The 26,250-nt window shown below is 53.8% G+C and carries 15 protein-coding genes and 4 pseudogenes; 3 read left to right on the top strand and 16 right to left on the bottom strand.

Features of this window, described 5'->3' with window-relative positions; genetic code table 11:
• Positions 1-105 precede the first annotated feature (105 nt).
• Entirely contained in the window at positions 106-1,206 is a 1,101-nt protein-coding gene (gene chaA / locus O1V66_RS06240) for a sodium-potassium/proton antiporter ChaA (protein ID WP_045047997.1), read from the top strand.
• Positions 1,207-1,326: 120 nt separating this feature from the next.
• Here chaA and phoH read toward each other — a convergent pair whose 3' ends face one another.
• From phoH to putP, 9 genes and pseudogenes are all read right to left on the bottom strand, one after another.
• Positions 1,327-2,115: a phosphate starvation-inducible protein PhoH gene (phoH, locus tag O1V66_RS06235; protein WP_045047998.1), complete on the bottom strand. Its 789-nt coding sequence runs from the start codon at positions 2,113-2,115 to the stop codon at positions 1,327-1,329.
• Positions 2,116-2,189: 74 nt separating this feature from the next.
• Positions 2,190-2,603 (bottom strand): hypothetical protein, encoded by a 414-nt coding sequence (locus tag O1V66_RS06230; RefSeq protein WP_072045085.1) that lies wholly within the window; start codon positions 2,601-2,603, stop codon positions 2,190-2,192.
• Between the two features lie 179 nt (positions 2,604-2,782).
• On the bottom strand, positions 2,783-3,613 hold the full coding sequence (locus tag O1V66_RS06225; protein WP_414058474.1) for an N-acetylmuramoyl-L-alanine amidase: 831 nt from the start codon (positions 3,611-3,613) through the stop codon (positions 2,783-2,785).
• 69 nt (positions 3,614-3,682) lie between these two features.
• Positions 3,683-3,886: pseudogene (locus O1V66_RS21855) on the bottom strand (AMIN domain-containing protein); the annotation flags it as partial.
• Positions 3,887-4,150: 264 nt separating this feature from the next.
• Positions 4,151-8,731, bottom strand: coding sequence for a hypothetical protein (locus O1V66_RS06220; protein ID WP_269128216.1), 4,581 nt, complete (start codon positions 8,729-8,731; stop codon positions 4,151-4,153).
• Between the two features lie 1,266 nt (positions 8,732-9,997).
• On the bottom strand, positions 9,998-11,302 hold the full coding sequence (gene efeB / locus O1V66_RS06215) for an iron uptake transporter deferrochelatase/peroxidase subunit (RefSeq protein WP_045048001.1): 1,305 nt from the start codon (positions 11,300-11,302) through the stop codon (positions 9,998-10,000).
• A gap of 61 nt (positions 11,303-11,363) precedes the next feature.
• Positions 11,364-12,504 (bottom strand): annotated as a pseudogene (gene efeO / locus O1V66_RS06210) (iron uptake system protein EfeO).
• 42 nt (positions 12,505-12,546) lie between these two features.
• Complete coding sequence (gene efeU, locus O1V66_RS06205) at positions 12,547-13,392, bottom strand: iron uptake transporter permease EfeU (protein WP_045048003.1); 846 nt, start codon at positions 13,390-13,392, stop codon at positions 12,547-12,549.
• 411 nt (positions 13,393-13,803) lie between these two features.
• A complete protein-coding gene (putP, locus tag O1V66_RS06200) occupies positions 13,804-15,288 on the bottom strand; it encodes a sodium/proline symporter PutP (protein WP_045048004.1) in 1,485 nt (494 codons plus the stop codon).
• 444 nt (positions 15,289-15,732) lie between these two features.
• On the opposite strand from putP, the pseudogene putA reads away from it, so the two are divergent.
• Positions 15,733-19,705 (top strand): annotated as a pseudogene (gene putA / locus O1V66_RS06195) (trifunctional transcriptional regulator/proline dehydrogenase/L-glutamate gamma-semialdehyde dehydrogenase).
• A 94-nt stretch (positions 19,706-19,799) separates the two neighbouring features.
• Here putA and tcyN read toward each other — a convergent pair.
• The 5 genes from tcyN to fliZ form a co-directional block, all read right to left on the bottom strand.
• Positions 19,800-20,552 (bottom strand): L-cystine ABC transporter ATP-binding protein TcyN, encoded by a 753-nt coding sequence (tcyN, locus tag O1V66_RS06190; protein WP_045048006.1) that lies wholly within the window; start codon positions 20,550-20,552, stop codon positions 19,800-19,802.
• Positions 20,549-21,217, bottom strand: coding sequence for a cystine ABC transporter permease (tcyL, locus tag O1V66_RS06185; RefSeq protein ID WP_045048007.1), 669 nt, complete (start codon positions 21,215-21,217; stop codon positions 20,549-20,551). Before tcyL ends, tcyN begins: the two co-directional genes overlap by 4 nt.
• Before the next feature lie 12 nt (positions 21,218-21,229).
• Positions 21,230-22,033, bottom strand: a complete 804-nt coding sequence (tcyJ, locus tag O1V66_RS06180) for a cystine ABC transporter substrate-binding protein (protein WP_045048008.1) — start codon at positions 22,031-22,033, stop codon at positions 21,230-21,232.
• Positions 22,034-22,251: 218 nt separating this feature from the next.
• Entirely contained in the window at positions 22,252-23,235 is a 984-nt protein-coding gene (locus O1V66_RS06175; RefSeq protein WP_241481419.1) for a D-cysteine desulfhydrase, read from the bottom strand.
• Between the two features lie 246 nt (positions 23,236-23,481).
• On the bottom strand, positions 23,482-24,018 hold the full coding sequence (gene fliZ, locus O1V66_RS06170; RefSeq protein ID WP_045048010.1) for a flagella biosynthesis regulatory protein FliZ: 537 nt from the start codon (positions 24,016-24,018) through the stop codon (positions 23,482-23,484).
• Positions 24,019-24,340: 322 nt separating this feature from the next.
• Between fliZ and O1V66_RS06165 the strand changes: the two genes are divergently transcribed.
• Positions 24,341-24,517 carry a GhoT/OrtT family toxin gene (locus tag O1V66_RS06165; RefSeq protein WP_045048011.1) on the top strand — a complete coding sequence of 59 codons (177 nt, stop codon included), beginning with the start codon at positions 24,341-24,343 and terminating at the stop codon, positions 24,515-24,517.
• Between the two features lie 67 nt (positions 24,518-24,584).
• Here the strand turns inward: O1V66_RS06165 and rlmC are convergent.
• A pseudogene (gene rlmC, locus O1V66_RS06160) lies at positions 24,585-25,719 on the bottom strand (23S rRNA (uracil(747)-C(5))-methyltransferase RlmC).
• A gap of 79 nt (positions 25,720-25,798) precedes the next feature.
• A complete protein-coding gene (locus O1V66_RS06155) occupies positions 25,799-26,245 on the bottom strand; it encodes a YbjO family protein (RefSeq protein ID WP_045048013.1) in 447 nt (148 codons plus the stop codon).
• Between the last annotated feature and the right edge of the window lie 5 nt (positions 26,246-26,250).

The raw sequence follows: 26,250 nt of genomic DNA, 5'->3' as shown, positions 1-26,250 counted from the left end.
TATAGAGGTAGCAGACTCTTCTTCAGATAGGCGCAATGTTTGCATCTTGGCAATTCTGACTTTTTGCCGAGGCGTACAGCATCATTTATAAGGAAAATATCTATCATGGTGTCTTCACAGAACCCACCCAAGCAAAAATCCCGTCATAAAGAGTTTTCTCTTATTTTCCCTATTATCGCCCTCATCGTATTGATGTTGTGGGGCAACAGCAGCAACTTCGGCTTTGTGGTTGGCATCAACATGATTGCGCTGGTCGGTATTCTGGCAAGCGCGTTCAGTGTGGTCCGGCACGCCGACGTCCTCGCGCACCGGCTTGGCGAACCTTATGGCTCGCTGATTCTGAGCCTGTCCGTGGTGATTCTCGAAGTCAGTCTGATTTCCGCACTTATGGCCACCGGCGATGCCGCACCGGCGCTGATGCGCGATACCCTGTTTTCCATCATCATGATTGTCACGACAGGGCTTGTGGGCGTGTCGCTGCTGCTCGGCGGCCGCAAGTTTGCGACTCAATATGTGAATCTCGGCGGCATAAAACAGTATCTGATGGCGATTTTCCCGCTGGCGATTATCGTGCTGGTGCTGCCCGCCGCCCTGCCCGGCGGTAACTTCACCACCTTGCAGGCACTGTTTGTTGCCGCAATTTCTGCCGCCATGTACGGCGTATTCCTGCTGATTCAGACCAAAACACACCAGAGCCTGTTTGTTTACGAACATGAAGACGAAGACGAATCCACGCCGCACGGCAAACCGTCTTCCCATAAAAGTCTGACTCATGCGCTGTGGCTGATTGTGCATCTGGTGCTGGTCATTGCCGTCACCAAGTTTAATGCCAATCCGCTCGAGACACTGCTGACGGAGCTCAATGCGCCTGCGCAGTTCACCGGCTTCCTGGTGGCGTTGCTGATTCTCTCTCCAGAGGGATTAGGTGCATTGAAAGCGGTGCTGAAAAATCAAGTTCAGCGCGCCATGAATCTGTTTTTTGGATCGGTACTAGCGACCATCTCGCTCACAGTGCCTGCGGTGACTATTATCGCCACGCTGACCGGTCAACAGCTGATGTTCAGTCTTGACCCTGCCAATATCGTGGTGATGCTTGCGGTACTGATTCTGTGTCAGATCTCGTTCTCGACCGGTCGTACCAATGTGTTGAACGGCACCGCCCACCTTGCATTATTCTGTGCCTACATGATGATTATCATGCTTTAAATACCCTGCACGGCGTCGGTCAATCTTTGACGCCCTATTGAGCCGAGCTGAAATAATAAAGGCCGCCATAATTGGCGGCCTTTTCTTTGGTAGTGATTGAATAAAACAAGGACCGGTTAATCAGGAATAGGCATTCAGAGTGCGTTGACACAGTTCCGAGCGCACACAGTCCTCTTTATTGAATCGAATGATGCCGACCATCTCGTCTTCTTCGAAGCGAGAAAGCGCATCGCTAAGCCCTGATACCACGCCACGCGGAAGGTCGCACTGGGTGATATCCCCGTTCACGATAACCGTCACGTTTTCACCGAGACGAGTCAGGAACATTTTCATCTGTGCGGCGGTCACGTTCTGGGCTTCGTCCAGAATAACCACTGCGTTTTCAAAAGTACGTCCGCGCATATAGGCGAATGGCGCAATTTCAACCTTGCCTATTTCCGGTCGCAGACAGTACTGCATAAAAGATGATCCCAGACGACGCACTAATATGTCGTATACCGGTCTGAAATAAGGAGCGAACTTCTCAGAGATATCGCCGGGCAGGAATCCGAGGTCCTCATCGGCCTGTAATACCGGACGGGTAACGATAATTCTATCTATCTCTTTATGAATTAATGCCTCTGCTGCTTTCGCAGCGCTGATAAAGGTTTTACCGCAGCCAGCTTCGCCTGTGGCAAAAATTAACTGCTTATTCTCTATGGCTAGTAAGTAATGACCTTGAGCTTCCGTACGCGCTTCGATAATGGAGGTATCGCGAGTGTCGCGAGCCATACCGATGGATTCCAAACCGCCCATTTGTACTAATGAGGTGACTGACTCTTCCTCACGTTGGCGGTGACTGCGTGAGTCACGTCTAATGACACGTTTCGCTTCACGACGAGCTTGGATCACTGCTTTTTGTCTTCCCATAGTGGCACCTTACAGTTTGTTTCACTTAACGCAAAAGGCCGAGGTGGCCCGTACGATTATGTTTCACATACAGATTAGGTTTGGTCTCCTTTTAGACCAAGTTGAGCCAATGAATAACGTAAAGAGGAAACGAGCGTGCTCAGGTTATTAATTAACCGTGCTGCTCTTTTCTTTTCACGTGGAGGCATTGTCATAAATGACAAACCACTGACCATGACAGTCAATAAGCCAGTAAAAAAACCAATAACAGAGTCGGGTTGATTCAGTGAGTGAGTTAGGTCAGTTAAAGAACGGGGTTGCTGAGAAGGTATAAATAAAGAGAATCTTTTAAATGTAAAACTGGACAATATATAAGAGCCTTTTTGACGACTCCTTGCTGCTGATAAATTCGAACGGTAAATCGTTGGTTGATACAAAAAGTCTGAAGGACGCATCAAGCACATCAGCGCTTTATTTTTACAGCCTAGCCCAAGCATGGACTTTACCATTCGACTTCCCCGCAGTGTCTGCTAGTTAATTTCAGTATAACGATATCTGGAAACTTCGCTAGGGGCATGACATGAATGTAAAAAAATAATTAGCATAGTCAACAGCCACCCGGATCCTTTTTGGATCAAACGCTCCGGCGATAAACCGGAGTGTTTCAACAAGATGACAGCGGTGTGGATCACGCGATCAGATTTTCCTGCCTCTCCTGATTCAGATAACTATGAATGCCTTTCGCCAGCGCGCTTGCCATTCGTCGCTGAAATACCGGCTGTTGCAGCAGTTTCTCTTCCTGATGATTGGTAATAAACGATGTTTCTACCAGCACCGAGGGAATGCGCGGCGATTTCAGGACCACAAAGCCGGCCTGCTCGATATGCTGATTGTGCATCGGATGAACCGAGGCAATATTCGTCGCCAGATGTTTGCCAAACGCCAGGCTGCGATTGATGGTTTCGGTCTGGTCGAGATCAAAGAGCGTCTGTTTCAGATAGGCATCATTGGTTTGTACATCAGTATCATAGATGGCATCGACGCTGTTTTCGCTTTGCGAGAGATAACGGGCCATCGCACTGCCTGCCCCGTGCTCCGAAAGCGCAAACACCGACGCGCCATGAACCTGGCTGTTGGTAAAACCATCGGCATGAATCGAGACAAAAAGATCCGCCTCGTGCTGGTGCGCCAGATTAACGCGATGATAAAGCGGGATAAACACGTCTTCCTGCCGCGTCAGCACGGCGTGAATTCCATACTGCTGCTGCAATTGGGCTTGCAGTCGGCGGGCGATATCCAGCACCACATGTTTTTCATAAGTCCCACTGCCGCCGATGGCGCCGGGGTCCTTTCCACCGTGGCCCGGATCTATCATCACCAATAAGGGCTTTTTCACCGCCCGTGGTTTCAAGGAGGATTCGTCGGTGGCTTCCTGCGCTAAGGCAGCCATGCCCGCTGTGGCTTGATGCGCCACGGTCACGGCATACTGGCTGACGCCCGAACCGCGTTGCCGTGCAATAACGGGCGGTTGAGCGAGCTCGAACACTATCCGCGCCGTCTCGGGGGTGAAATGCGCAATCTTTGCCTCTTTTACCCAGGCAAACTTTTGCTTCACTACCACCAGCGAATGCGTGAGTGACGACGGAAATGCCGTCATCGAGACATCAATGACCAATCGGTCTGGGTGTTGCAGGGTAAATACCCGCGCGCGCGAATCATGCGCAGGCAGACTAATATGCAAACTGTCGTGACTTGAACGAAAATCCAGCAGCGCCAATTTTTGAGCAGCCATTATTTTTGGCGATACCAGCGTCATGCCCATTCCAAAGATAAGCCATTTTCTTCGGGATTGATTAATGGTCATCGGTTACTCACTCTCCACAGAGCACGTTTGAAATTCATAAAGCGTGTGCGGATTTTGGCGTAACCTCATTAACGCGACCAGTAACAATCGATAAGTATTGTCTTTATTTGATGACTGTTTATGTCTGCAGGTTAAATATCATCCACTGGGTCATGCGCTTTATTATCTGTTTTCAGTTTTACAATTTTTGCATTACTTTGGCGATTTTTGTTGCAGATGTTTTTCAAAAATAGCGCTCAGGATGAGTGATGAAAAATAGTCTTCTTCTACGGTCTGCGCATTCACGGCGCGTTTGCTCGAATGTCCACGCGGCGCGCTCAGGGCCAATGCATGCTCATAGGCATAACCAAACAGCCCGCAAAAGATATCCGGGTTGAAATACGCCATGTTCAGCTGCATGGAAGGTTGCGAGAACAGCATGCTAATCAAGGGCCTCAACTCCCTTTTACGCGCCGCCGGATCATATTGATAAAAGGTGCCGGAACTGAAACTGTCCAGAAAGGTGGAAAAATATTCATGCAGGGCTTCTTTATGGACATTGTCCGTGGAGTGAGCAGTGAAATGTCGATAAAAAGCCAGGGCGAAATCAAAATCGCGGGCAATATAATCGAGAAAAAATGCCCTGTCGCTCATCAGTTTTCTGGCAACTCGCGATGCGCCGTAAATATTGAAGTTCTTGAGAATGCTGTCGGTGTTTAAATAAATTTCTTCCGGCATGGCATATTTTTTATTGTTGAAGGTTAAATGTCCCAGCTCGTGAGCGAGTGAATATTCGATAAATTCTTTGTTGGATAAATAATCCAGTAAATAGATGTGGTTGTCCTTGTCATTACTGTAGACAAAGCTCAGGACATTCTCACTGAACGCCAGTTTTTCCAGCGGCGTATTCAAACACCCCGCCACCAGTCTTCCTGCGGCGTAGCGGTCGGCGACCACGATAATATTGGTCATATCAACCCGATGAATCTTCTCAAGATACGCGAGCAGATTTTCTTTAAAACCCTGTACCTGAATATCGCTAAAAGGCGCACAAAAGAAGCTCTCGAGCACCTGTTTAAGATAATCGGGGAATTCGGGACTGGACAGTTTTGTGCCGATTTCTTCGGCCATTTGATTGAGTTTTGTGAAGGCATCACTGGCACCCTGATAGAGAAAACTGTAATCACGGGCAATTTTGGCGGGCGTTCGCGCTTTTATGATAAATTTTCCCTGGACCTTGTTCGGGTTTTTTATTCTTTCAATCCAGCGGTTGAGCCAATGGTTGGCTTTAAGATTATTGGCAATAAACGCGTTGAAATAGTCCACTCTGCTGGCATGAAATTCGAGTTTTGACTGCTTGTTGACGATGGACTTTTCCTTGAGCCGCTGGAATTGCTCCAAAAGCAGCTGAGTCCGTTGCACAAAGGCCAGACACTTTTCTCTTTCCTCTTCATCCAGAACTGCATCATGGCTAATCGAGTACGAAAAACGTGCCAGCGTATACAGCAAAGAAGGAAAAGCCTCGAACTCGCTGGCATCAATATTCCAGGCCAGTAACTCCCCCAGATATTGACGTAGTAAATCGGGCACTTCCTGCCAGATATCGCTGAAGTCTTCAACAATTGAACGCGCCAGATCGGCGCATTCGATCCTTTTAAGAATAAGGGGTTCAGGTAAATTACTGAATTCGGTCGAAAGCGCATTCAAGGCTTCGGCGCGGCGCGGATCACTTACGGGCGGGACAATCAGATAGCCGCAATGTGCCGGTGAAAATAACTGGGTGACAGACGGCCGCTCCGCCGGATTATTTCTCCTGACGCGCGCGGGCATCAGGCAGGAGATCTGTTGCATCCCGGATTCCCAGCGCACCCATCGATTACCCTGACCCAGCTGACGAAAATGACGGTTTCCTTCTTTGTCCAGCCATTCCACGACCAGCTTGTCTGTGGTCTTCTCCTGTAACCATATGGATTGAATGCGCCAACCGTTTGGAATATTTTCTATGTGATTCAAAATATTGTCGTAGATATTCTCACTGCCCGTGATGGACAGACGCGAAGACGGCGCAATCAGGCGCATCGCGTTATCGCCGCAATACTGCAGGCCATGCTCCGTCTGCTCGACAATGACCCACTCATCCTTTGCCAAACCCGGCGGTGACAACATCAGTTGAGGGCGAAGACCACTTTTCATCGTGGCGGGATAATAGTTCACCCCTTCGCCCGACTTGTCTGCGACAACAATAAACTCTTCGCCGATTTCACTGCCGGATTTCAGCGCGTACCGGGCCACATTGCGCATTTTGTCTTGCGCATAGAGGGCTTCACGCAGCGGTTCGGCATCTCCCGTGCGTAACGTCTCCGCCAGCAGACGCGGCTCGGTGATGTGCGCTTCATTCAGCATTCGCGATATCAGCCACGGCGAAGGGTTCGGCATCAACAGTCGATTGAGTTCATCGAGACGGTAGGCGCAAAGCTGGTCTTTGGTCGGAGACAGCAGAAAAAACAGCGCATTATGCAGGGGATCTCGCCACACCAGGGCCGCCCGAATGGAGGTAGACAGTGAGTTCAGAGGCAAGGCGGTATTGAGCGGTTTTGCCGCCAGAAAGGGTTTAAGCCTGTTATCCGCCGTCAATGAACGTTTTACCTGCGCAATCGACAGCAAATTCTCGCTAAACAAGTCTTCAACTTCTGAAATCGTGCTATCGAGTTTTGAGAGCAAAGATTCTCCCTCATCGGCTTTAAGCAATCCCTCAATGGATTTTTTCAGTACTTTTCGAATAACCGTGCCGACGGTTTTAAGCCCTTCCTCCTCTTCTGTCCCGCCCGGAAGAAAGGCATAAATGCAGAATCCGCCATCCAGTAATAAATTGCCGATATGCCCTTCAATCAAATCTACGACGGCGTCTTTACAACTTCCGAGAGGCGTAAGATAAATCATTTGCCCCAGAAGATGGCCCAGTCTGGCAATCATTCCGGCCGGGGTGGGCGCAGGTGATAATGTGGTAGGCGCTACGCCCGGAAGTAATGTCGTACTGATACTGAATTCTCTGTCGACAATATTTTGCACCAGCGGGTCAATCATCTCCTGCCAGTACAGCAAATCGGGCGACACCTTAAGTCCGCCGCTCAGATGGAGATCAAAATGATAGCGTTCAGATTGTCTGGCCATATCGTGGGACAAACGCTCCAGCAACTCGATTTTCCCCTGCTGATTAAAATAGTCCTGCCACTGAGTCACCTCCGCCGGCAACTGGCTGGCCATATTAATGAGGATGGGCTGGGTGGTGTCACTTTGAATAGGCAGCAGAGAGACAAAATACACCGGATTTATTGTTGAAGCGGTAGGCGTTTGTGCATTCGGGGTGAGAGATAACAAGAATCCTATCGATGGGCGATAATGACGACGCCGTTGTTCGTCATCACCCAGCCGGACAAACTGTAACCTGACTCCGTCAGCGCCCCGTAGATGATGAATAAACAGCGCCTGATCAGTTTCCGGAACACTTTCCAGCGCCAGCGCATAGAGTTGCAGCTTAAGTTGGCGATAGCGCTGAAACGCCTTGATATTGTCTTCGGGCGAAATGTCTGCGGTATGATAACTGGCGACCAGCCGCCGTTTGGCTTCCATAAACTGAATCAGCAACACGCCTTTTCGCTTGAGCTGTTCAACGGCATAGCGAATACCGTGACACGCCTCGCCTTTAAGCGCCGTGCACAATACTTCCATCTCGTTGAACTCTTTTAATAACGCGCCAAGAGGATTGTTGAGCAACAGATCCTGCCCCAGCTGAATCAGGTTTTCAGGGCTTAACGACAGTATCAGCTGCGCATCCGCCACCCTTCGCACCCCAAGATTCAGCAACAGGCCTTGCTCGGAGAGACAGGAGATATGCTGCAAACCCAGATTGCCGCGCAGCAGCATAAACGGGAAATCGTACTCGATCATCTGTTTGTGCCACTGGGCGATTTTGGCGAAGCCGCTGGTTAAGGGCGACATAAACACCGTCTCCGCCGGTGCATCCAACAAGGCGAAAAAACGGGCCTCGAAAGCGCCCTGAATCTCTGCCATGAGATAGTCCAGCTCGCGATAGGTCAAAGGCTCACGTTGGCCTATGCGCGTTCGAATGAAGTGGTAATTGTTCCGTATCAGCTGGCCGCTGACGGATAGCTTGTCGTCCAGCACCGCCAGCAGGCATTTCGACATCATGGGCGCGATAAAGGCGGTGGCCAGCAATGCAGCCCTCAGCTCTTCGTTGTGGTCAAACGGGGTATCGGCAAACAGCTTCGTTAGAAACAACTGAACCTCATCGGCCTCGAGGTGCCAGCTTTCATTGACGGGATCCCGTCGCAACAGCCATTCACTGGCACAGATGACCGTGTTCAGAAGCGGAAAAGCCTCACCGGCCAACTGCACATTCGGAGGGTTCGTCCCCTGCATGGCCCTGCTGTGAACATAGTCAGTCAAGGCCTGTTCGACGCGGGCAAGCGGAAGCGTCTCGCTATAAAGCAGCGCCTTTTCAATCATGTCACCCATATCGGTGGCGCGAACCGGTTGCACGGCAGCGGGCAGGCAGGACAAACAGTCAATGACGCTCTCCGGCGGAGCAAAAAGAGGTTGCTCCAGACCTTCGTCCACCAGTCGCAACTGATATAGCGGGTCGGCAGCGGGTTGACTTACGGCTGCGACTGGCCGCGAGGTCGAGCGGCCTTTGCTCATGACAAGCGCGAGCGGGCCATCGTGGATAACACCGCGCGCAGCCCGCAGACTTTGGCGGGCATCCGGTTTCTGCATAAAGGGGTTGCAGAGGCCAAGGCATCGTCGTCTCACGCTGGAGCGGCTCTGCCGACGCCGCAGGAAGACTCAGTAAATTCCCGGGGATCAGCGCACCAAGATGCCAAGCTGCTGGTGAAGCTTCACCCGCTGTATCGACTAGCAGCGCGTGATCGACTGGCTCAGGCGGCGTTGAATACGCCCGTGCGCTCACGGACTGCACATTGACGTGGAAAGTCGGCACAGCATCGGCCCGCGTGGTGACTGCCAGTGGCCTTTGCCCGGTGCTGATGGCATAGACGGCGTGATGCGCGGCATCGTCAAACCACAGATACAGCTCGGTTTCCGTCGCAGGCGTCGTCATGGCCGTGACATTGGCAGTCGCTGCTTTGTCAGGAGGCGCTACCGTCGACGGGCGATACCGGCCCGCAAAAACTGTCGATGAGGCGGGTGCCAACGTGTAATACCCGCTCGGGGAAGGACGTCCGTAACGCGGTTGCGCATCGGGAAGCCCCATCCGCGGCAGCGTTGAAGACATCGGCTGCACCTCGGCTTGCATCAACCCCTCCGGGTCGGAGTAGGTCGACACGCTCTGCCATGTGGGCGTAAATACGCGTGGGGAATGACTAATCGGCTCCGGGCAGACCATTTCGCTGGCACCGGCAAGATAGGCCGCCAGATACGAGCCATAAGGCGACGCAACCTGTGAAACGGGATGGTTGCAGGCGTTGGCAAACAGCGGATAAAGCCCGCAAAAAATGGCGCAGGGCCCAAGGAGATCAAGTGCCGAAAGCGCATGGCCCTGCTCGCGTAGCCAATGGTTGACACTGGCGAGTATCAGCGGCTCATTAGCGGTATATCCACTGCCATCGGCCCGCTCGCTTCGAATCTGCATCTGTTGCAGATAATCCACCGCCAAATTGAACAGGCTATCCCCCGCTTGCCAGCAGAAGAGGCGCAGTGAAGCCGGCAGGTTAAAGGAGACGGGCAACACCGGCTTCGGGCTGAGAGTTTGCAGATTATCCCTATAGCTATCAATTGCTTGACGAGGTTCGGTGGGCGCGTTGAAGGAGTTAGGATGAACCTGTCGATAGGCGGCATCAGGAGATGAAACAGCAGGCGTCGTCACTGGCATCGGTTTTTTATTCCCTGAAATAAACAGGTTTTTATAACAGACTCCGTGAACCGCAAACTCTAACGTTTCGATTAATATGTCGTGTTAATGAGCGTTTAATTGCCCCATTTGCCTGTATGAAAAGTGGGCCTGCCAGGCCCACCGAGGGGGAATTAGGCGTCGATCAACGCCTGCCCGAGATAATGATTTTCATCGGCAACACCCGGCAATGCAAAGAAAAATCCGCCACCGACCGGACGAATGTACTCTTCCAGCGCTTCGCCGTTGAGCCGTTTCTGCACGCTCAAAAAGCCTTTCTCCAGGTCATGCTGATAACAGATAAACAGCAGTCCCATCTCGAGTTGACCCGAATTGGACACCCCGAGCGAATAGCTGTAACCCCGACGCAGCATCAGATTGTCGTCGGTGGCCTTTGTGCGCGGATTCGCGAGCCGAATATGGGCATCCAGCGGAATCACCTTGCCTTCGGGATCCTTGCTGTAGTCCGGCACATCATGCTCTTTCTCCATGCCGAGCGGCGCTCCGGTTCCCTTGTGGCGACCAAAAATGGTTTGCTGCTCGTGCAGCGGCGTGCGGTCCCAGAACTCGACGCGAAACGGTATGATGCGCGCGGCCTGATAGCTGCCGCCGGTCATCCACGCGGGTTCATTCTGATCGGCAGTAACCCAGATAGCCTTGTCCATCAACGGCTTGTCCTGCGTGTCGGGATTTGCGGTGCCATCCTTGAACCCCAGCAGATTGATGGGCGTTTCTTTGCCCTGACTGCGCGCCGCATGGGAGGAGATAAACCCGTCCCGCCGCCAGCGCACCGCCAGTAAATCAGGGGTGTGCTTGATGATATCGCGCAACGCGTGCAGCGCCGTGTCGGCATTGTTGGCGCAGATTTGCAGCAGCAGGTCGCCGTGGCACAGGCTGGCATCCAGCGAATCGTTCGGAAAACGCGGCATACGCTGGAGGTGTCTGGGCTTTTGCGGCTGTAAACCAAAACGCGCATCAAACAGCGAATCGCCTACCGACAGGGTCATTGTCAGATTGTCGGGATAAATTTTCGGCCCGAGAATACCCGAATCCATCGGAGGGAAACGGGGATCCAGACTCGGTGCCTCGCCGCCCGTTGTCAGAAACGCGAAACGCGCGCTCAACAGGCGAAATAACCGCTCGAGATCGGCCTTGTTGGCCGCCAGCACGTCGAAGGCGACCAGCGAGAGTGCCGACTGTTGGGGCGTAAGGATCCCTGCCTGATGGTCGCCATAAAAAGGCTGGGCGCGGTAACGTTCATCGGGGGAAACGGTACCCGGGGTATATTCCGGCTTGGCTCCCGGTGCCTGCGCCGCGTGCGTTGCCGTTCCGCCAAGGGCAAAGGCACCGCCCAGCAACCCTGCGCCTTTCAGCAGACGACGGCGGGATGAAGAAACAGTCGGGGTCCTGTCAGGAGGAGTTATCGCTTTTTTACTCATAATGGCCTCAACTCACCCGGCACGAACGCCGGGTGAGACGACTTCTACAGTCTGCTACAGATTAATCCAGACCCAATACGCCACGCAGTTTTGCCAGGTCCTCGGCCAATGTGGTGATCGGTCCTTTCATTGCGGTGCGATCAGCGTCGCTCAGCTTCTCGTAATTTTCATACCCGTCTTTGGTGCGGTACTTGTCCAGCAGAGTATCTACGGTTTTGAAGTTGGCGTCGATTTTATCCAGCAGCGGCTTGTCGGCTTTCACCAGCAGCGGACGCAGCAGGTTGACAATTTTCTGTGCGCCGTCAAGGTTGGCACGGAAATCCCACAGGTCGGTGCGGCTGTAACGGTCTTCTTCACCGCTGATTTTGCTCGAGGCCACTTCTTCAATCAGGCCGGCGGCCCCGCCCACCACCTTGTTCGGCGGGAAGGTCAGATCGGTGATGCGTTTTTGCAGATCTTGAGTATCGGTCAGCAATTTACTCGCCAGTTCCGCGGTCCCCTGGGTGGTTTTATCGGCGAAGAGGATTTTTTCAAGACGGTGGAAGCCGGTGAAATTCGGGTCTTCGGCTTTCTTCTCGAAATCGTCTTCACGGGCATCGATGCTGCCGTCGAGGTCAGAGAACAGTTCGGCGATAGGCTCGATGCGCTCGTAATACACGCGGGTTGACGGGTAAAGCTGTTGCGCCAGCTTGAGGTTGCCCTGCTTGATGGCATCGGTAAAGGCCTGGGTATGGGTCACCAGTTCGGCCACCTGCTGAGTTACATAGACTTTATATTCGGCAATCGGACCCACCAGCGCCATGGCGTCCGGTTTGCCCGCCGTGGCGTCCGAGGCGGCGGTCACGGTCAGCTTGCCTTTCGGATTGCTCAGCAGGCCGCAGGTCATGTCGTATTCGCCCGGCTCCAGATTGGCCGTCATTTTCTGGGTAAAGCCCGGTGCGACGTTTTCGCGCTCTTCAACCACCATGACGCCTTTCAGAATCTCCCACTCAAGGCCCTTCTTGCTGGCATTGTGGATAACGAACTGCGTTTTGCCTGCCGGTACCGACAATTGCATGGGATCACACTGTTTGTCGGTGACGGTAATCTTTACCTGTGGCACGTCAGCGGCCAGCAGGCTGGCGCTGAACGAGAACCGCGGGCAGCGACAGCAGTGCCATCTGCAATGCCTTGCGGCGAAACGAGGTGCTTGAAACGGACATAACGTACTCCCTGACGATAGAGGTGTTTGCTGTGCGCCTGACTTAGCGCTGTGTTTTTTGACCCACGGTCGCGCCGCCGGGCTGTTTCTGAGAAGGCAGGAAAAAGAGAATCAACGCCGGGATCAGATAGAGGAAATACACGATAACCTCACTGACCGAGGGCGCCTGCTGATAACCAAATATGCCTTCCAGCAGCGTGCCGAACAGAGAATCGGTCGACAGCACATTGCTTAAATCGAAGGCCGTAGCCTGCAGGCCGTTCCACAGTCCGGCTTCATGGAAGGCACGAATGGCACCCGCCGCCAGCCCTGCCGCAACGAACAGGATAAACAGGCTGGTCCATTTGAAAAATTTGGCCAGTTGCAGTTTTACACCGCCGTAATAAATCGCAAATCCGAGAATGATGGCCGCCACCAGGCCGAGTACGGCACCAATCGGGGCTTCAATGCCCACATCCTGCTGAAAGGCTGCAAGCAGGAAGAACACCGATTCCAGCCCTTCGCGTGCCACGGCGAAAAACACCATGGCGACCAGCGCCCAGCCCTGCCCCCGATTGGCGTTCAGCGCCTGATCGATTGCCCCTTCAAGATGAACCTTGATGGACTTGGACACCTTGCGCATCCAGAACACCATGTAGGTCAGGATGCAGACGGCAACGACCGCCACAAGCCCCTCGAACAGCTCCTGCTCTTTCTGCGGGAATTCGCCGGTCGTTTCGTTGATGACGATACCCAGCCCCAGACAGAGCGCGGCGGCGATAATCACCCCCAGCCAGACGGTTCCCAGCCACTGTCCGCGCTGCGTGCGTTGGAGATAGCTTGCAATCAGGCTGACAATCAGGGCAGCTTCAAGCCCCTCGCGGAACATAATCAGAAATGGAACAAACATAGGGACGACTCCAGATTCAGGACATAACAACAAGGCGTCGGCATCGCTACCTTTAATAAATCTGTAAAGTTAGGTAAAAATGAAAACGATTGTGATTATCATTCCATCAGGAATAAAAACAAGGGGGCAGCGCGATAATTTCGAAAATTAATTCTCTCTTTTTTGGTGATTATTTAAGGATATTTTAAGGTTTTAAGGCAGGTGCGGTTGAATATTAACCCTTTTAGGTTTTTGACCGCTGCTGTTGTTCAAAATCATTAAAGTCAGCGCGATGTCTGAAAAGAAGAGAACACGATTGGCAGACCAAAATAGCCACATTATTGATAGGGATGGGGAGCGAGGGAACAGAAGGAAATTGACAGGGAAACGCCGGGTTCATCCCCCTGCGAATACAGGGGGATGAATTCACACCTAGACTGAGCGATACACCGCTTCGGCATCGCTGAAACGTTTGTCGATGGAAGCCGAAGGCTTGCGGCCCATCAAACTGACAATCACGATAGCCAGCGAGGCAAAGATGAAACCTGGAATGATTTCGTACAATTCGGTCCAGCCGTAGTTCTTCCACAGCAGCACCGTTGCGGCACCGACTATCATACCGGCCAGTGCGCCGTTGCGGGTCATGCGCGACCACATCACGGAGATAAGAATTACCGGACCAAAGGCTGCGCCGAATCCTGCCCAGGCATAGCTCACCAGACCCAGCACCTTGTTATCGGGATTTGCCGCCAGCGCAATGGCGACAACGGCCACCAGCAGCACCATCAGACGACCGATCCACACCAGCTCCTTCTGGCTCGCGCCCTTACGCAGGAAGGCCTTATACAGATCTTCGGTAATGGCACTCGAACACACCAGCAGTTGACAGCTCAGCGTGCTCATTACGGCGGCCAGAATAGCTGAAAGCAGCACACCGGCAATCCACGGGTTAAACAGGATTTTCGCCAGTTCGATAAACACGCGTTCGCCGTTTTGCGACACGTTCCCTGCTTCACCCGGATTATTGGCGAAATAGGCGATGCCGAAGAAACCGACGGCAATGGTTCCGGCCAGACACAAAATCATCCAGGTCATGGAAATACGGCGTGCATTGCGGATGGTGTGATGGGAATCGGCAGCCATGAAACGCGCCAGAATGTGCGGCTGACCAAAGTAACCCAGACCCCAGCCCAGCAGCGAAAGGATGGCGACCAGATTCATGTTCTTGAACATGTCCGTGTATTCAGGGTTTTTGGTATTGATAACCAGCATGGAAGAGTCGATGCCGCCTACTGCCAGAATCACGATAACCGGGGTCAGGATCAGGGCAAAGATCATCAGTGACGCCTGCACGGTATCGGTCCAGCTAATCGCCAGGAATCCGCCGATAAAGGTGTAGATGATAGTCGCAGCCGCCCCGGCCCATAGCGCCGTTTCATAGCTCATGCCAAAGGTGCTTTCAAACAGACGCGCACCCGCCACCACGCCGGAAGCGCAATAGATGGTAAAAAAGATAAGGATAACCACGGCCGAAATGATACGCAGCAGTTTGCTGGAATCCTCGAAGCGGTGCGTGAAGTAGTCCGGCAGCGTCAGCGCATTGTTGTTGGCTTCGGTGTGCACGCGTAAACGCCCTGCCACCAGTTTCCAGTTCAGATACGCGCCGATGGTCAGGCCGATGGCTATCCAGCTTTCGGAAATTCCGGAGACAAAAATCGCGCCGGGCAGCCCCATCAGCAACCAGCCACTCATGTCTGAAGCCCCTGCCGACAGCGCGGTGACCAGACTGCCTAAACTGCGTCCCCCAAGGATATAGTCATCAAAATTTTTCGTCCGTAAATAAGCGATAAGCCCGATGAGTATCATGCCAAAAATATAGACACAAAATGTCACCAGCATCGGTGTGTTCATTGTCATGCAAGTTCTCCATGTAGTTATCTTTATCTATCAGTCACACCCCAAAAACGGCAGGTTACCCGCCTGCGTTTTTAAAAGTTTCCGCCCCAAAGGCGAGCGCCCCTTTCCCTTTTGGCGTTGTTTTGCTTTTTCCGGCGAGGGGATACTAGTGGAGCATTTTGTTCAGGCCAAGACTTTTAACGTCTTATCAACAAGAAACCAACCCTAAAAATTCAACTCTGTGACATCGGGTTGCATCTTTTTTAACAGCCTTGTTTACAGGGTTGTACCTGTCACAACCTGCAAACGGGTTAAGCAATAATCATGCCGTTAGTAAAATGTTAAATAGATCACTATTTTCAAACTAGGCACGGTTCCTGCATTCAGTTAGGTTGCACTAAGTTGCAACTTGATTGATAGTGATGAAAATTTACTGGGTTTTACTTAAAAACGGAGTTCTTGGTAATGGCAACAACGACTATGGGCGTGAAGCTGGATGAAGCCACGCGCGACAGAATCAAACAGGCCGCACAGGGCATTGATCGCACGCCGCACTGGCTTATCAAACAGGCTATTTATTCCTATCTGGAGCAGCTTGAGACCGGCGCAGGGTTGCCTGAGCTTGCGGCAGGAAACGGGGCAGACAGCGAAGATGCCGCGCCGCCCGTCATTGTTGAACATCAGCCCTTCCTCGACTTCGCCGAGCAAATCCATCCGCAGTCGGTAAGCCGCGCAGCCATCACGGCGGCCTACCGTCGTCCCGAGCCGGAATCCGTTGCGATGATGCTCGAGCAGGCTCGTCTTGCCGCGCCCCTCGATACCGCCGCACACAAGCTGGCCTATGACCTCGCCGATGCGCTGAGGCACCAAAAAAGTGCAAACGGGCGCGCCGGAATGGTGCAAAGCCTGCTGCAAGAGTTCTCCCTGTCGTCACTGGAAGGCGTGGCGCTGATGTGTCTCGCCGAAGCCCTGCTGCGTATTCCCGACAAACCGACGCGCGATGCGCTTATTCGCGATAAAATAAGCAACGGCAACTGGCAGTCCCATCTGGGTCGCAGCGCCTCCCTGGTTCGTGAATGCCGCGACCTGGGGCCTGCTGTTCACCGGTCGTCTGGTCTCTACCCATAATGAAGCCAAACTTTCAAATTCACTGAGCCGAATTATCGGTAAAGGCGGGGAGCCGCTAATCCGCAAGGGCGTGGACATGGCGATGCGCCTGATGGGCGAACAGTTTGTCACCGGTGAAACCATCGCGCAGGCGCTGGCCAATGCGCGCAAGCATGAAGATAAAGGTTTCCGCTACTCCTACGACATGCTGGGCGAAGCCGCGCTGACCGAAAAAGACGCGCAGGCGTATCTGGTTTCCTATCAGCAGGCGATTCATGCTATCGGCAAAGCGTCGAACGGTCGGGGCATCTACGAAGGTCCGGGGATCTCCATCAAGCTTTCCGCCCTGCATCCGCGCTACAGCCGTGCCCAGTACGCGCGCGTGATGGACGAGCTTTACCCTCGCCTGCTGTCGCTGACCCTGCAGGCGCGTCAATACGATATCGGCATCAACATTGACGCCGAAGAGGCCGATCGTCTCGAGATCTCGCTCGATCTGCTGGAAAAACTCTGCTTCGAACCTGAACTGGCTGGCTGGAACGGCATCGGGTTTGTTATTCAGGCCTATCAGAAACGTTGTCCGATGGTCATTGACTACCTCACCGAGCTGGCGCAACGCAGCCGCCGTCGCCTGATGATTCGTCTGGTCAAGGGCGCGTACTGGGACAGCGAAATCAAGCGCGCCCAGGTAGAGGGTCTGGAAGATTACCCGGTCTACACCCGCAAGGTTTACACCGACGTCTCCTATCTGGCCTGCGCCCGCAAACTGCTGGCCGTGCCGAACCTTATCTACCCACAGTTCGCGACCCACAACGCGCACACGCTGGCGGCCATTTATCAGTTGGCGGGCAACAACTACTATCCGGGCCAGTACGAGTTCCAGTGCCTGCACGGAATGGGTGAACCGCTGTACGAGAAAGTCGTGGGTAAAGTCTCCGACGGCAAGCTCAACCGCCCTTGCCGCATCTATGCGCCGGTGGGCACGCATGAAACCCTGCTCGCCTATCTGGTGCGTCGACTGCTCGAGAACGGCGCAAACACCTCCTTCGTTAACCGCATCGCCGACGCCACGCTGCCGCTCGACGAGCTGGTTGCCGATCCAGTGAAAGCCGTTGAACAGCTGGCCGCCGAAGAGGGTCAAATCGGCCTGCCGCATCCGCGCATTGCGCTGCCGCGTCATCTTTACGGCCCTCATCGCGCCAACTCGGCGGGTCTGGACATGTCCAACGAACATCGTCTGGCTTCCCTGTCCAGCGCCCTGCTGACCACCGCCGCCCATCCGCTGCGCGCCGAACCCATGCTTGGCGACAGCCTGCCGGACGACGTCGCGATTGATGCCCCGTTTGAAAATGTCATTAACCCGGCCGAGCCTACAGACATTGTGGGTCAGGTGCGCGAAACCACCGATGCCGAGATAAGTCTGGCGCTCGACTGTGCCACCCATGCGGGCGCTATCTGGTTTGCCACTCCCCCGCAAGAGCGCGCCGCCATTTTGCATCGCGCTGCCGAACTGATGGAATCGCAGATGCAGAACCTGCTTGGCGTGCTGGTGCGTGAAGCGGGGAAAACCTTCAATAACGCCATCGCCGAAGTGCGTGAAGCGGTCGATTTCCTGCACTATTATGCCGGTCAGATCGAAGAGGCGTTCAGCAACGACAGCCACCGTCCGCTCGGCCCTGTCGTCTGTATCAGTCCGTGGAACTTCCCGCTGGCCATCTTCACCGGTCAGGTTGCCGCAGCGCTGGCGGCGGGCAACAGCGTGCTGGCCAAACCGGCCGAACAAACCCCATTGGTGGCTAGCGAAGCGGTACGCATTCTGCTTGAAGCAGGTGTGCCTGCGGGCGTGCTGCAACTATTGCCGGGTCGCGGTGAAACGGTGGGCGCACGCCTGGTCAATGACGAGCGCGTTCACGGCGTACTGTTTACCGGGTCCACCGACGTTGCGGGCATCCTGCAGCGCAACATCGCGGGCCGCCTCGATGCACAGGGCCGTCCGACACCGCTGATTGCCGAAACCGGAGGGTTGAACGCCATGATCGTCGACTCTTCTGCGCTGACCGAGCAGGTTGTGACCGACGTGGTGGCTTCCGCCTTTGACAGCGCGGGCCAGCGTTGCTCCGCCCTGCGCGTGCTCTGCATTCAGGAAGACGTGGCAGACCACACGCTGCAAATGCTGCGCGGCGCGATGGCCGAATGTCGCATGGGCAATCCTGAACGTCTGTCTACCGACATCGGACCGGTTATCGATGCCGAAGCCAAAGCCAATATCGAAAACCACATCGAAGCGCTGCGTGCCAAGGGTCGCAAGGTTTATCAGGCGGCGCAAAACAATGTCGATGACAGCAAAGAGTGGTCTCGCGGAACCTTCATCAAGCCAACGCTTATCGAACTGAACGGCTTTGACGAAATGAAGAAAGAGATTTTTGGTCCGGTGCTGCACGTGGTGCGCTACGCCCGTCAGGACCTCGACAAGCTTGTCGACCAGATCAATGAAGCCGGTTACGGTCTGACGCTCGGGATCCACACGCGTATCGATGAAACTATTCTTCGCGTGACCTCGCGCGCCAAGGTCGGCAACCTCTACGTCAACCGAAATATGGTAGGCGCCGTCGTGGGCGTGCAGCCTTTCGGCGGCGAAGGTCTGTCGGGCACAGGACCTAAGGCGGGTGGACCGCTGTATCTTTACCGCCTGCTGGCGAGCCGTCCGGACAGCGCGGTCAATGCCCTGCTCAATACTCCCAAGGATCCGCTGCCTCTGGACGCCGCCGTGCGTACGCAACTGCTGACACCGCATCAGGCGCTGACTGACTGGGCATCCCGGGAACACAACAATCTGTCCGCGCTGTGCGCCGACTATGCAGACTGGAGTCAGGGCGGCACGCTGCGTACCCTGCCTGGCCCGACGGGTGAGCGCAACACCTATGCCCTGCTGCCGCGCGAGCGTGTGCTGGCGCTGGCCGACAATGAAGAAGATGCACTGATTCAGCTTGCGGCTGCCACCTCAACCGGTTGCCGTATTCTGTGGCCGGAAGACGGCGTTCAGCGCGAGCTGTTCAAACGTCTGCCAAAAGCGGTTCAGGAACGAATCGATTTCGCAGCCGATTGGCAGACAGGCAATCTGGAGTTTGATGCGGTGATTTATCACGGCGACGCCGATCAGCTTCGTGACCTGTGTCAGCTGCTGGCAACACGTCCCGGCCCGATTATATCGGTACAGGGCTTTGCGCGCGGCGAAACCCATATTCTGCTCGAGCGCCTGCTCATCGAGCGATCTCTCAGTGTCAATACCGCTGCCGCTGGCGGTAACGCGAGCCTGATGACCATCGGGTAACGGTAATATCGCAAAAAAAGGGGCTCTCAACGGGAGCCCCTTTTTTATTGCCGAACTCTCCGGCAAGACTTTGCCGGCCAGAGATTGCCAAAAACTACTTTTGCAGGAATTTTTCCAGGAACTGTTTTGTGCGTTCGTGTTGCGGGGCGGAGAACAGCGCCTTGGCGGGACCCTGCTCGACGATTTTTCCCTGATCCATGAATATGGCTCTGTCCGCCACATCGCGGGCAAACCCCATCTCGTGAGTGACGATAACCATGGTGCGATGCTCCTGCGCCAGCGCCTTGATGGTGTTCAACACTTCGCCGACCAGCTCGGGGTCGAGCGCAGAGGTCGGCTCGTCAAACAAAATGACCTCGGGGTTCATGGCGAGTGCGCGCGCAATCGCCACGCGCTGCTGCTGACCGCCGGACAGACGACGCGGATACGCGCTCTCCTTTCCGGAAAGTCCGACCTTGGCAAGCAACTGACGGGCGTTGGCCTCGGCCTTGGCGCGAGGTTCACCTTTGACTATCGTCGGGCCTTCGATAATGTTTTCGAGCACCGAACGATGCGGAAACAGATTGAAGTTCTGAAACACAAACCCGACCTGCTGACGCAGTTGGCGAACCTTTTCTTTCTGCTTGCCGATAGGAATACCGGCATCGATTTCAATCTCTCCGACTTTGATGGTGCCGGATTCAGGCACTTCGAGCAGATTGATACTGCGCAGCAAGGTGGTTTTCCCGGATCCGCTCGGCCCGATAATCGCCACCACTTCACCGGCATTGACCTGAAGGTCGATGCCGTGCAACACCGTCTGACCATGAAATTTCTTGACCAGTTTTTTCACGTCGATGGTACTCATGATGGCTCCTGATCCTGACGGTTTACACGATCTTCCAGACGATTTTGCAGATACGACAACACGGTTGCCAGCACCCAGTAAATCACGGAGGCGGCAAGGTACATGGTAAAGACTTCCAGCGTGCGCGAGGTGACAAGCTGCGCCTGACGAAACAGTTCAGGAACCTGAATGGTCGCGGCAAGCGAAGTGTCTTTCACGAGGCCGATAAAACTGTTGCCGAGCGGCGGCAAGGCGGTACGGGCGGCCTGCGGCAATACCACGCGGCGCAGGGTCTGCCAGGAGTTCATGCCGATGCTGGCGGCGGCTTCCCACTGTCCTTTGTCGATAGACGAAATCGCGGCACGCAGCGTTTCGGAAGTATAGGCGGCCGTATTGAGTGACAAGCCAATCATTGCCGAAGGTATAGGGTCAAGCTCGATACCGAACTGCGGCAGGCCGTAGTAAATCATGAACAGCTGGGCGATAAGCGGCGTGCCGCGAAAAATCGATACATAGCAGCGCGACAGCCAGGACAGCGGCCAGAAGTGCGACAGGCGCATCAACGCCAGCAGGAACCCCAGCAGCAAACCAAACACCATGCCCCCCAGACTCAGCTGGAGGGTAAACAGGGTGCCTTTCAATAAAAATGGTGCTGAATCCAGCACCAGTTGGAGACTCTCTTGCATCAGGCTTCGACCTTACTTGGTGACGTCTGCGCCGAACCACTTGTCGGAAATTTTCGCCAGTGTTCCGTCTTTTTGCATCTCTGCAATGGCCTGATTAATGGCAGCCAGCAGCTCGGGGTTGTTTTTACGCAGGGCAACGCCCGCTTCCTGACGCGCAAACGGTTTACCCGCTACCGCCAGCGTATCGCCGGTTTTCTTGACCAGATCCAGCGCGGCCAGTCGGTCAACCAGAATCGCATTGATACGGCCTACTCGCAGATCCTGATATTTGGTCGGGTCATCATCATAGGTACGGATGTCAACGCCCGGCTCGTTCTGACGCAGCCATTGCTCATAGTTGCTGCCCAGACCCACACCGACTTTTTTGCCCTTGAGATCGTCCGGTGAAGCGAACTGCCCTTCATTGCCTTTTTTGGTCAGGACCTGAATTCCGGAAACGGTATAAGGCGTCGAGAAATCGTACTTTTTCTTGCGCTCGTCGGAGATGGTGACCTGATTGATAGCCACATCGATACGTTTGGAATCCAGTGCGGCCAGCATACCGTCCCATTTGGTAGGCGAAAGCTTGGCCTTGACGCCCATGTGCTGCGCCAGCGCATCGGCGAATTCCACTTCGAAACCGGTCAGTTTGCCGTCATCGCCCTGAAAACTGAAAGGCGGATAAGTCCCTTCCAGACCCACTATCAAGGTGCCGCGCTGCTTGATTTTACTCAGCACATCTTCCGATGCCGCAAAGGCGTGACTGACCATGCCGGCGGACAGACTCATCGCCACGGCACCCAGAAGTAAACGACGACGCAATTGTGAAAAAGCCATACTCACCTCGTTATTCGAATGTTTTAATAATGACAGTTATGACGACCGATAAATGACAATGCATGTCAGGCTGAAATCCCGAGCCGCTCAATGCTTTTGTGCGCGTCGAGTGGGCAGGAGCTTAACATTAAACAAGATAAATTAAGGTTATATCATCAATAGGCGTTGCGCCATTTATGGCGCGCAAACCGCCGGTCGGGACAACCTCGCAATATCTCTTACAAATAGGCAAACAGCGCCGGTGATCCGCCGGTATGCACAAAGAGAATCGGGCCATCGCCCGGAATCAGCTGACGTTCCAGACCGTCGAGCAGGCCTGCCATCGTCTTACCGGTATAAACGGGATCAAGCAGCATGGCTTCCTGCTCGGCCAGCAATTTGATGGCCGCCAGACCTTCTTTGCTAGGCTCGCCGTAACGTGGAGCAAAGTAGTCATCCCAGAGCGTAATTTCAGGAATGTCGCCTGCCAACTCGAGCAGTTGCATCAGTTCGGTGGCAATGGCCTGCACTTTCGGACGCTGTTCGTCGGCTTTGCGTGACACTGTCACACCAATCAGTTGAGTTGACGGCATCAACTCGCGCAGTGCAACGGCAAGCCCGGCGTGGGTGCCTGCGCTCCCCGAGGCCACGACGACGGCGCTGAAGTCCACAAAACCGGCCGAACTTTGCTCGGCAATTTCGATGGCGCACTGCACATAGCCCAATGCGCCAAGACCGTTGGAGCCGCCCACGGGCACGATATACGGACGAAATCCCTGCGCTTCCAGAAGCGTTGCCTGCTCGGCCATCTGCGCCATCGGGTCGTGCAGCGCCTCGCACATCACGACCTCGGTGTTAAACAAATCTAACAACAGGCGGTTGCCGTTGTTCAGATAATTTTCCGCATCGGTGCCAATCGGGTTTTCCAGCAGCGCCAGACATTTCAGGCCCAACTTTGCCGCAACGGCCGCCGTCTGGCGCACATGATTGGACTGGATTGCTCCGGCGGTGATTAAAGTGTCTGCGCCCTCTTCGATGGCCGCCGCTGCCAGAAACTCCAGCTTTCTCAGCTTGTTACCGCCTAATGCCAACGGCGTGACATCGTCACGTTTGATATAGATATCACGGCCTACGTAATCGGAAAGGCGGTTCAATCGTTCGAGTGGCGTGCTGTTACCGACAAGATCCACCCGGGAAAAATTTTCCAGACGATGCTTGAGAATTGAAAGTGACGAAGGTGCAGACGAAGTTGAAGGCACGGTGTATCTCCGGAGCAGGTTTAGAGTAAGGTCCAGTGAGTCATTTATGACAGCGCTTTCCATTATATCAGCGAATTAGCCCTAGATAAGTCGTTATTCCTTCAAGGCGTTATGCTTTAAATGGCATTGGATACAAAAACAGGCTTCCGAAGAAGCCTGTGTGTTTACTGTATTGGCGTGCAAGACATTAGCGATTATCCTGCCGGATGTTCAAGCCTGCTCGAAATGTAAATTGTTTGCAGGTGTTTCTCTTTGCCAGGCGAGATATTGGTCATATTTTCGCAAGGCAATCCGGTAGTTATCCGATGCGGCCAACGGCACGTCTTCCATGATGCGCTGATGAATACTTTCCCCTTCAGTTCTCTCCCGGGGATAGTTGCTCGACGACAGGATCTCGTCCAGCCTGCGCAAGCGCACCACATATTCGCGCACTGTGCTGTGGTTCATTTCTGTCTGTTTAAACAGATATTGTTTGAAAGCCACAATGTCGAAATACATCGAACTGCTGTTAAAAGAGATTTCACTACAGAAACGGCAGAGCGCGGTGAGTTCTTTATGCAAGTCCTCCCAAAGCGCTTCATCGATAGGTTCGTCCATTTTGGCAATGGCGTCTTTATTGATGACCTGACCGCGAAAAACCAATGCCATTCTGTCCAAGTCTTTACCGCACTGGGAACAGTTGGTTTGGGTATGCTTGTAATCTTTGAGATAACGGCTCAAAGGCCTGGTTTTATTTCCCGCTGGCATAATTCACTTCCAACAAATAGTGATAAATCTGGATGGCCTCTTTGTGCCTTTGTAGAAAGATTTAAAATCTTTTATCCAGCTTAAACCACTACCTTGGCTTGGGACAAGACATGATTGAGCTTAAAGCAAACGATTACGCTGTTTTTTATCATTGAATCTTGTGGCTAACGAAAATTAAACCTCAACGAAAACAAGTTACTTATCATTAACATTTTGGCTACTTTGTAAATTTGTGAACACACTCACTTACTAATTGATTGCAAAATGTTAACCGCTTAGAATACCCCCGTCTTGTTAGGGTTTTCTAAACAAAGGGGTTACTGTGCATTTGTGGTGGGAAGTGATTAAAACGATTTACTGGGGTGGTTTGGGTATTGCTGCGCTGTTCACGCTGCTTGTAAGCCGCGATACCATTAAAATCCGTTTGCTGACCTCAGGGATTATCGGACTCACCTGGCCAATGAGTTTGCCGGTCGTGGTGATGTTTTCACTGTTCTAGATAAGACGATGTCGTCGTCAAGCCTTGCTGGCGGTCGCTATCAACGCCCTACCGCCAGCCTGAATCTTTAATGTTTCTCGCGCACCAGCAGCGTTAACACCTCGTAATGCGCCGTATGCGGGAACATGTCAAACAGCTGTACGCGCTCAACGCGATAATTTTTCAGCAGCGCAATATCCTTTGCCATCGTCTGGGCGTTGCAGCTCGAATACAGCAGTCTTTCGGGTGCCATAGTATCGAGGTAGTCGCAAAGCTCGCGGCCTATGCCACGACGCGGCGGATTCACCAGCACCAACTCGGGTACGGCATCGTTACCTGTGGCAAAACCGGTGGAATCCAGCGCCTTGAACTCGACCTGCTTTAATCCGAGACGTTCTGCCGAAATTTTGGCGCAGACGATAGCCTCGGCGCTGATTTCGATTCCCGTCAGCTTGGTGTCAGGCTTGGCGCAGTGCAGACCAAAACCGCCAACACCGCAGAACCAGATCCCACATGCTGGCAATATCGCGCTCGGCGACCCAGTCGCGTGCCGTGGCATACAGCGCCGCCGCCACCCGTGGGTTGGTTTGAAAGAAACTTTGCGGGCGGATAAACAGCGGCACCTGATTGAAATGCTCTTCAAGCGCCTGCTGATGGGTCAGCGGAATTTCTCGTTCACCTTCGAGGATAGCCATGTGAACCGGCTGAATATTGGCCGAGATAACCTTAAGCGCAGGCACCTGCTGTTGCAGCCACGGCAACGCCGCGCGCAACTGGGCCAGCTTGGTCTCAGAACGCAGCACAAAGCGCAGCATCAGCCCGCCATTATATTCACTCTGGGTCAGCAGCAGATGTTTCAGCTCGCCGCGTTTACGCGCCACGTTATAAGGCGTTAACCCGGCACGGGCGATAAAACGCTTGAGATGGGTAAACACCTCGCCAAAGCTCGCCGGATACAGCGGGCAAGCGGTGAGGTCAACGGGTGTGCCGTCGCGATGCAGCATGCCGAGCAGCGGACGTTCAACGCTGCCGCTAACGACCATCTTGGCCTTGTTGCGAAACGCCTGTTCCGGACCGGCAATCGGCGCGCGCCACTCTCCGACGCTTATGTCTTTAAGCAGTTCAGCGAGATCCTGCTGTTTGTCGGCAAGCTGGACAGCATAGGGTTTTTCCAGCCATTGGCAGGACCGGCAGGTTCCGGCGGTGTATTGGGCGCAGTGCATAAATAAGGACCGTTGTCGCTAAGCGTATCTAACCGTTAAAAAGTTGGCGCGAAGTGTATCACCGCTTGCCGCCAAAGGCTCATTTATCGCGATTGAAAAAACGTCGGCTGCTGGGCGGCAGATAAAGCAAAAGCAGCACCAGTAGATCCGGCAGCCTTCTCTGGAGCAGTTCAGCCAGCAATTGGGGCGTGCTTTCGCTGTCAAGGCGGAACAGCATCGGACCTATCCACTCTTCCGAGGCGCAGAAAAGATAGATGACGGAAAGAAGCTGGCAGGCGAAAAATACCTGCCGACTCCACCGGCGGCCGCGCATCATGGCGTATGCGCACTGGCACTCAATAAGCAGGATGAGCAGTCCCGCCAGCATGATAAAGCTGTTGAACCAGGATTCACTGCTGACACTCAGCAGTTCCTTGATGCCGACATAGCCGTAGGCATCAAACAGTAAAACAAATTCAAGCAGGCGCGTGGCGACAATCGCCGACGCGCCGACCATGACAGGAACCGGGATAAATGCCAGTTTCATACGTC

Origin of the sequence: Rouxiella chamberiensis (genome assembly GCF_026967475.1) — a bacterium.
Taxonomy (GTDB): Bacteria; Pseudomonadota; Gammaproteobacteria; order Enterobacterales; family Enterobacteriaceae; genus Rouxiella; species Rouxiella chamberiensis.
This window is presented reverse-complemented; position numbering and strand designations above follow the sequence as displayed.

Coding starts and splice junctions, on each gene's coding strand:
- chaA (WP_045047997.1), top strand. CDS start 106: ATGGTGTCTTCACAGAACCCACCCAAGCAAAAATCCCGTCATAAAGAG.
- phoH (WP_045047998.1), bottom strand. CDS start 2,115: ATGGGAAGACAAAAAGCAGTGATCCAAGCTCGTCGTGAAGCGAAACGT.
- O1V66_RS06230 (WP_072045085.1), bottom strand. CDS start 2,603: ATGGTAAAGTCCATGCTTGGGCTAGGCTGTAAAAATAAAGCGCTGATG.
- O1V66_RS06220 (WP_269128216.1), bottom strand. CDS start 8,731: ATGCAGAAACCGGATGCCCGCCAAAGTCTGCGGGCTGCGCGCGGTGTT.
- efeB (WP_045048001.1), bottom strand. CDS start 11,302: ATGAGTAAAAAAGCGATAACTCCTCCTGACAGGACCCCGACTGTTTCT.
- efeU (WP_045048003.1), bottom strand. CDS start 13,392: ATGTTTGTTCCATTTCTGATTATGTTCCGCGAGGGGCTTGAAGCTGCC.
- putP (WP_045048004.1), bottom strand. CDS start 15,288: ATGACAATGAACACACCGATGCTGGTGACATTTTGTGTCTATATTTTT.
- tcyN (WP_045048006.1), bottom strand. CDS start 20,552: ATGAGTACCATCGACGTGAAAAAACTGGTCAAGAAATTTCATGGTCAG.
- tcyL (WP_045048007.1), bottom strand. CDS start 21,217: ATGCAAGAGAGTCTCCAACTGGTGCTGGATTCAGCACCATTTTTATTG.
- tcyJ (WP_045048008.1), bottom strand. CDS start 22,033: ATGGCTTTTTCACAATTGCGTCGTCGTTTACTTCTGGGTGCCGTGGCG.
- fliZ (WP_045048010.1), bottom strand. CDS start 24,018: ATGCCAGCGGGAAATAAAACCAGGCCTTTGAGCCGTTATCTCAAAGAT.
- O1V66_RS06155 (WP_045048013.1), bottom strand. CDS start 26,245: ATGAAACTGGCATTTATCCCGGTTCCTGTCATGGTCGGCGCGTCGGCG.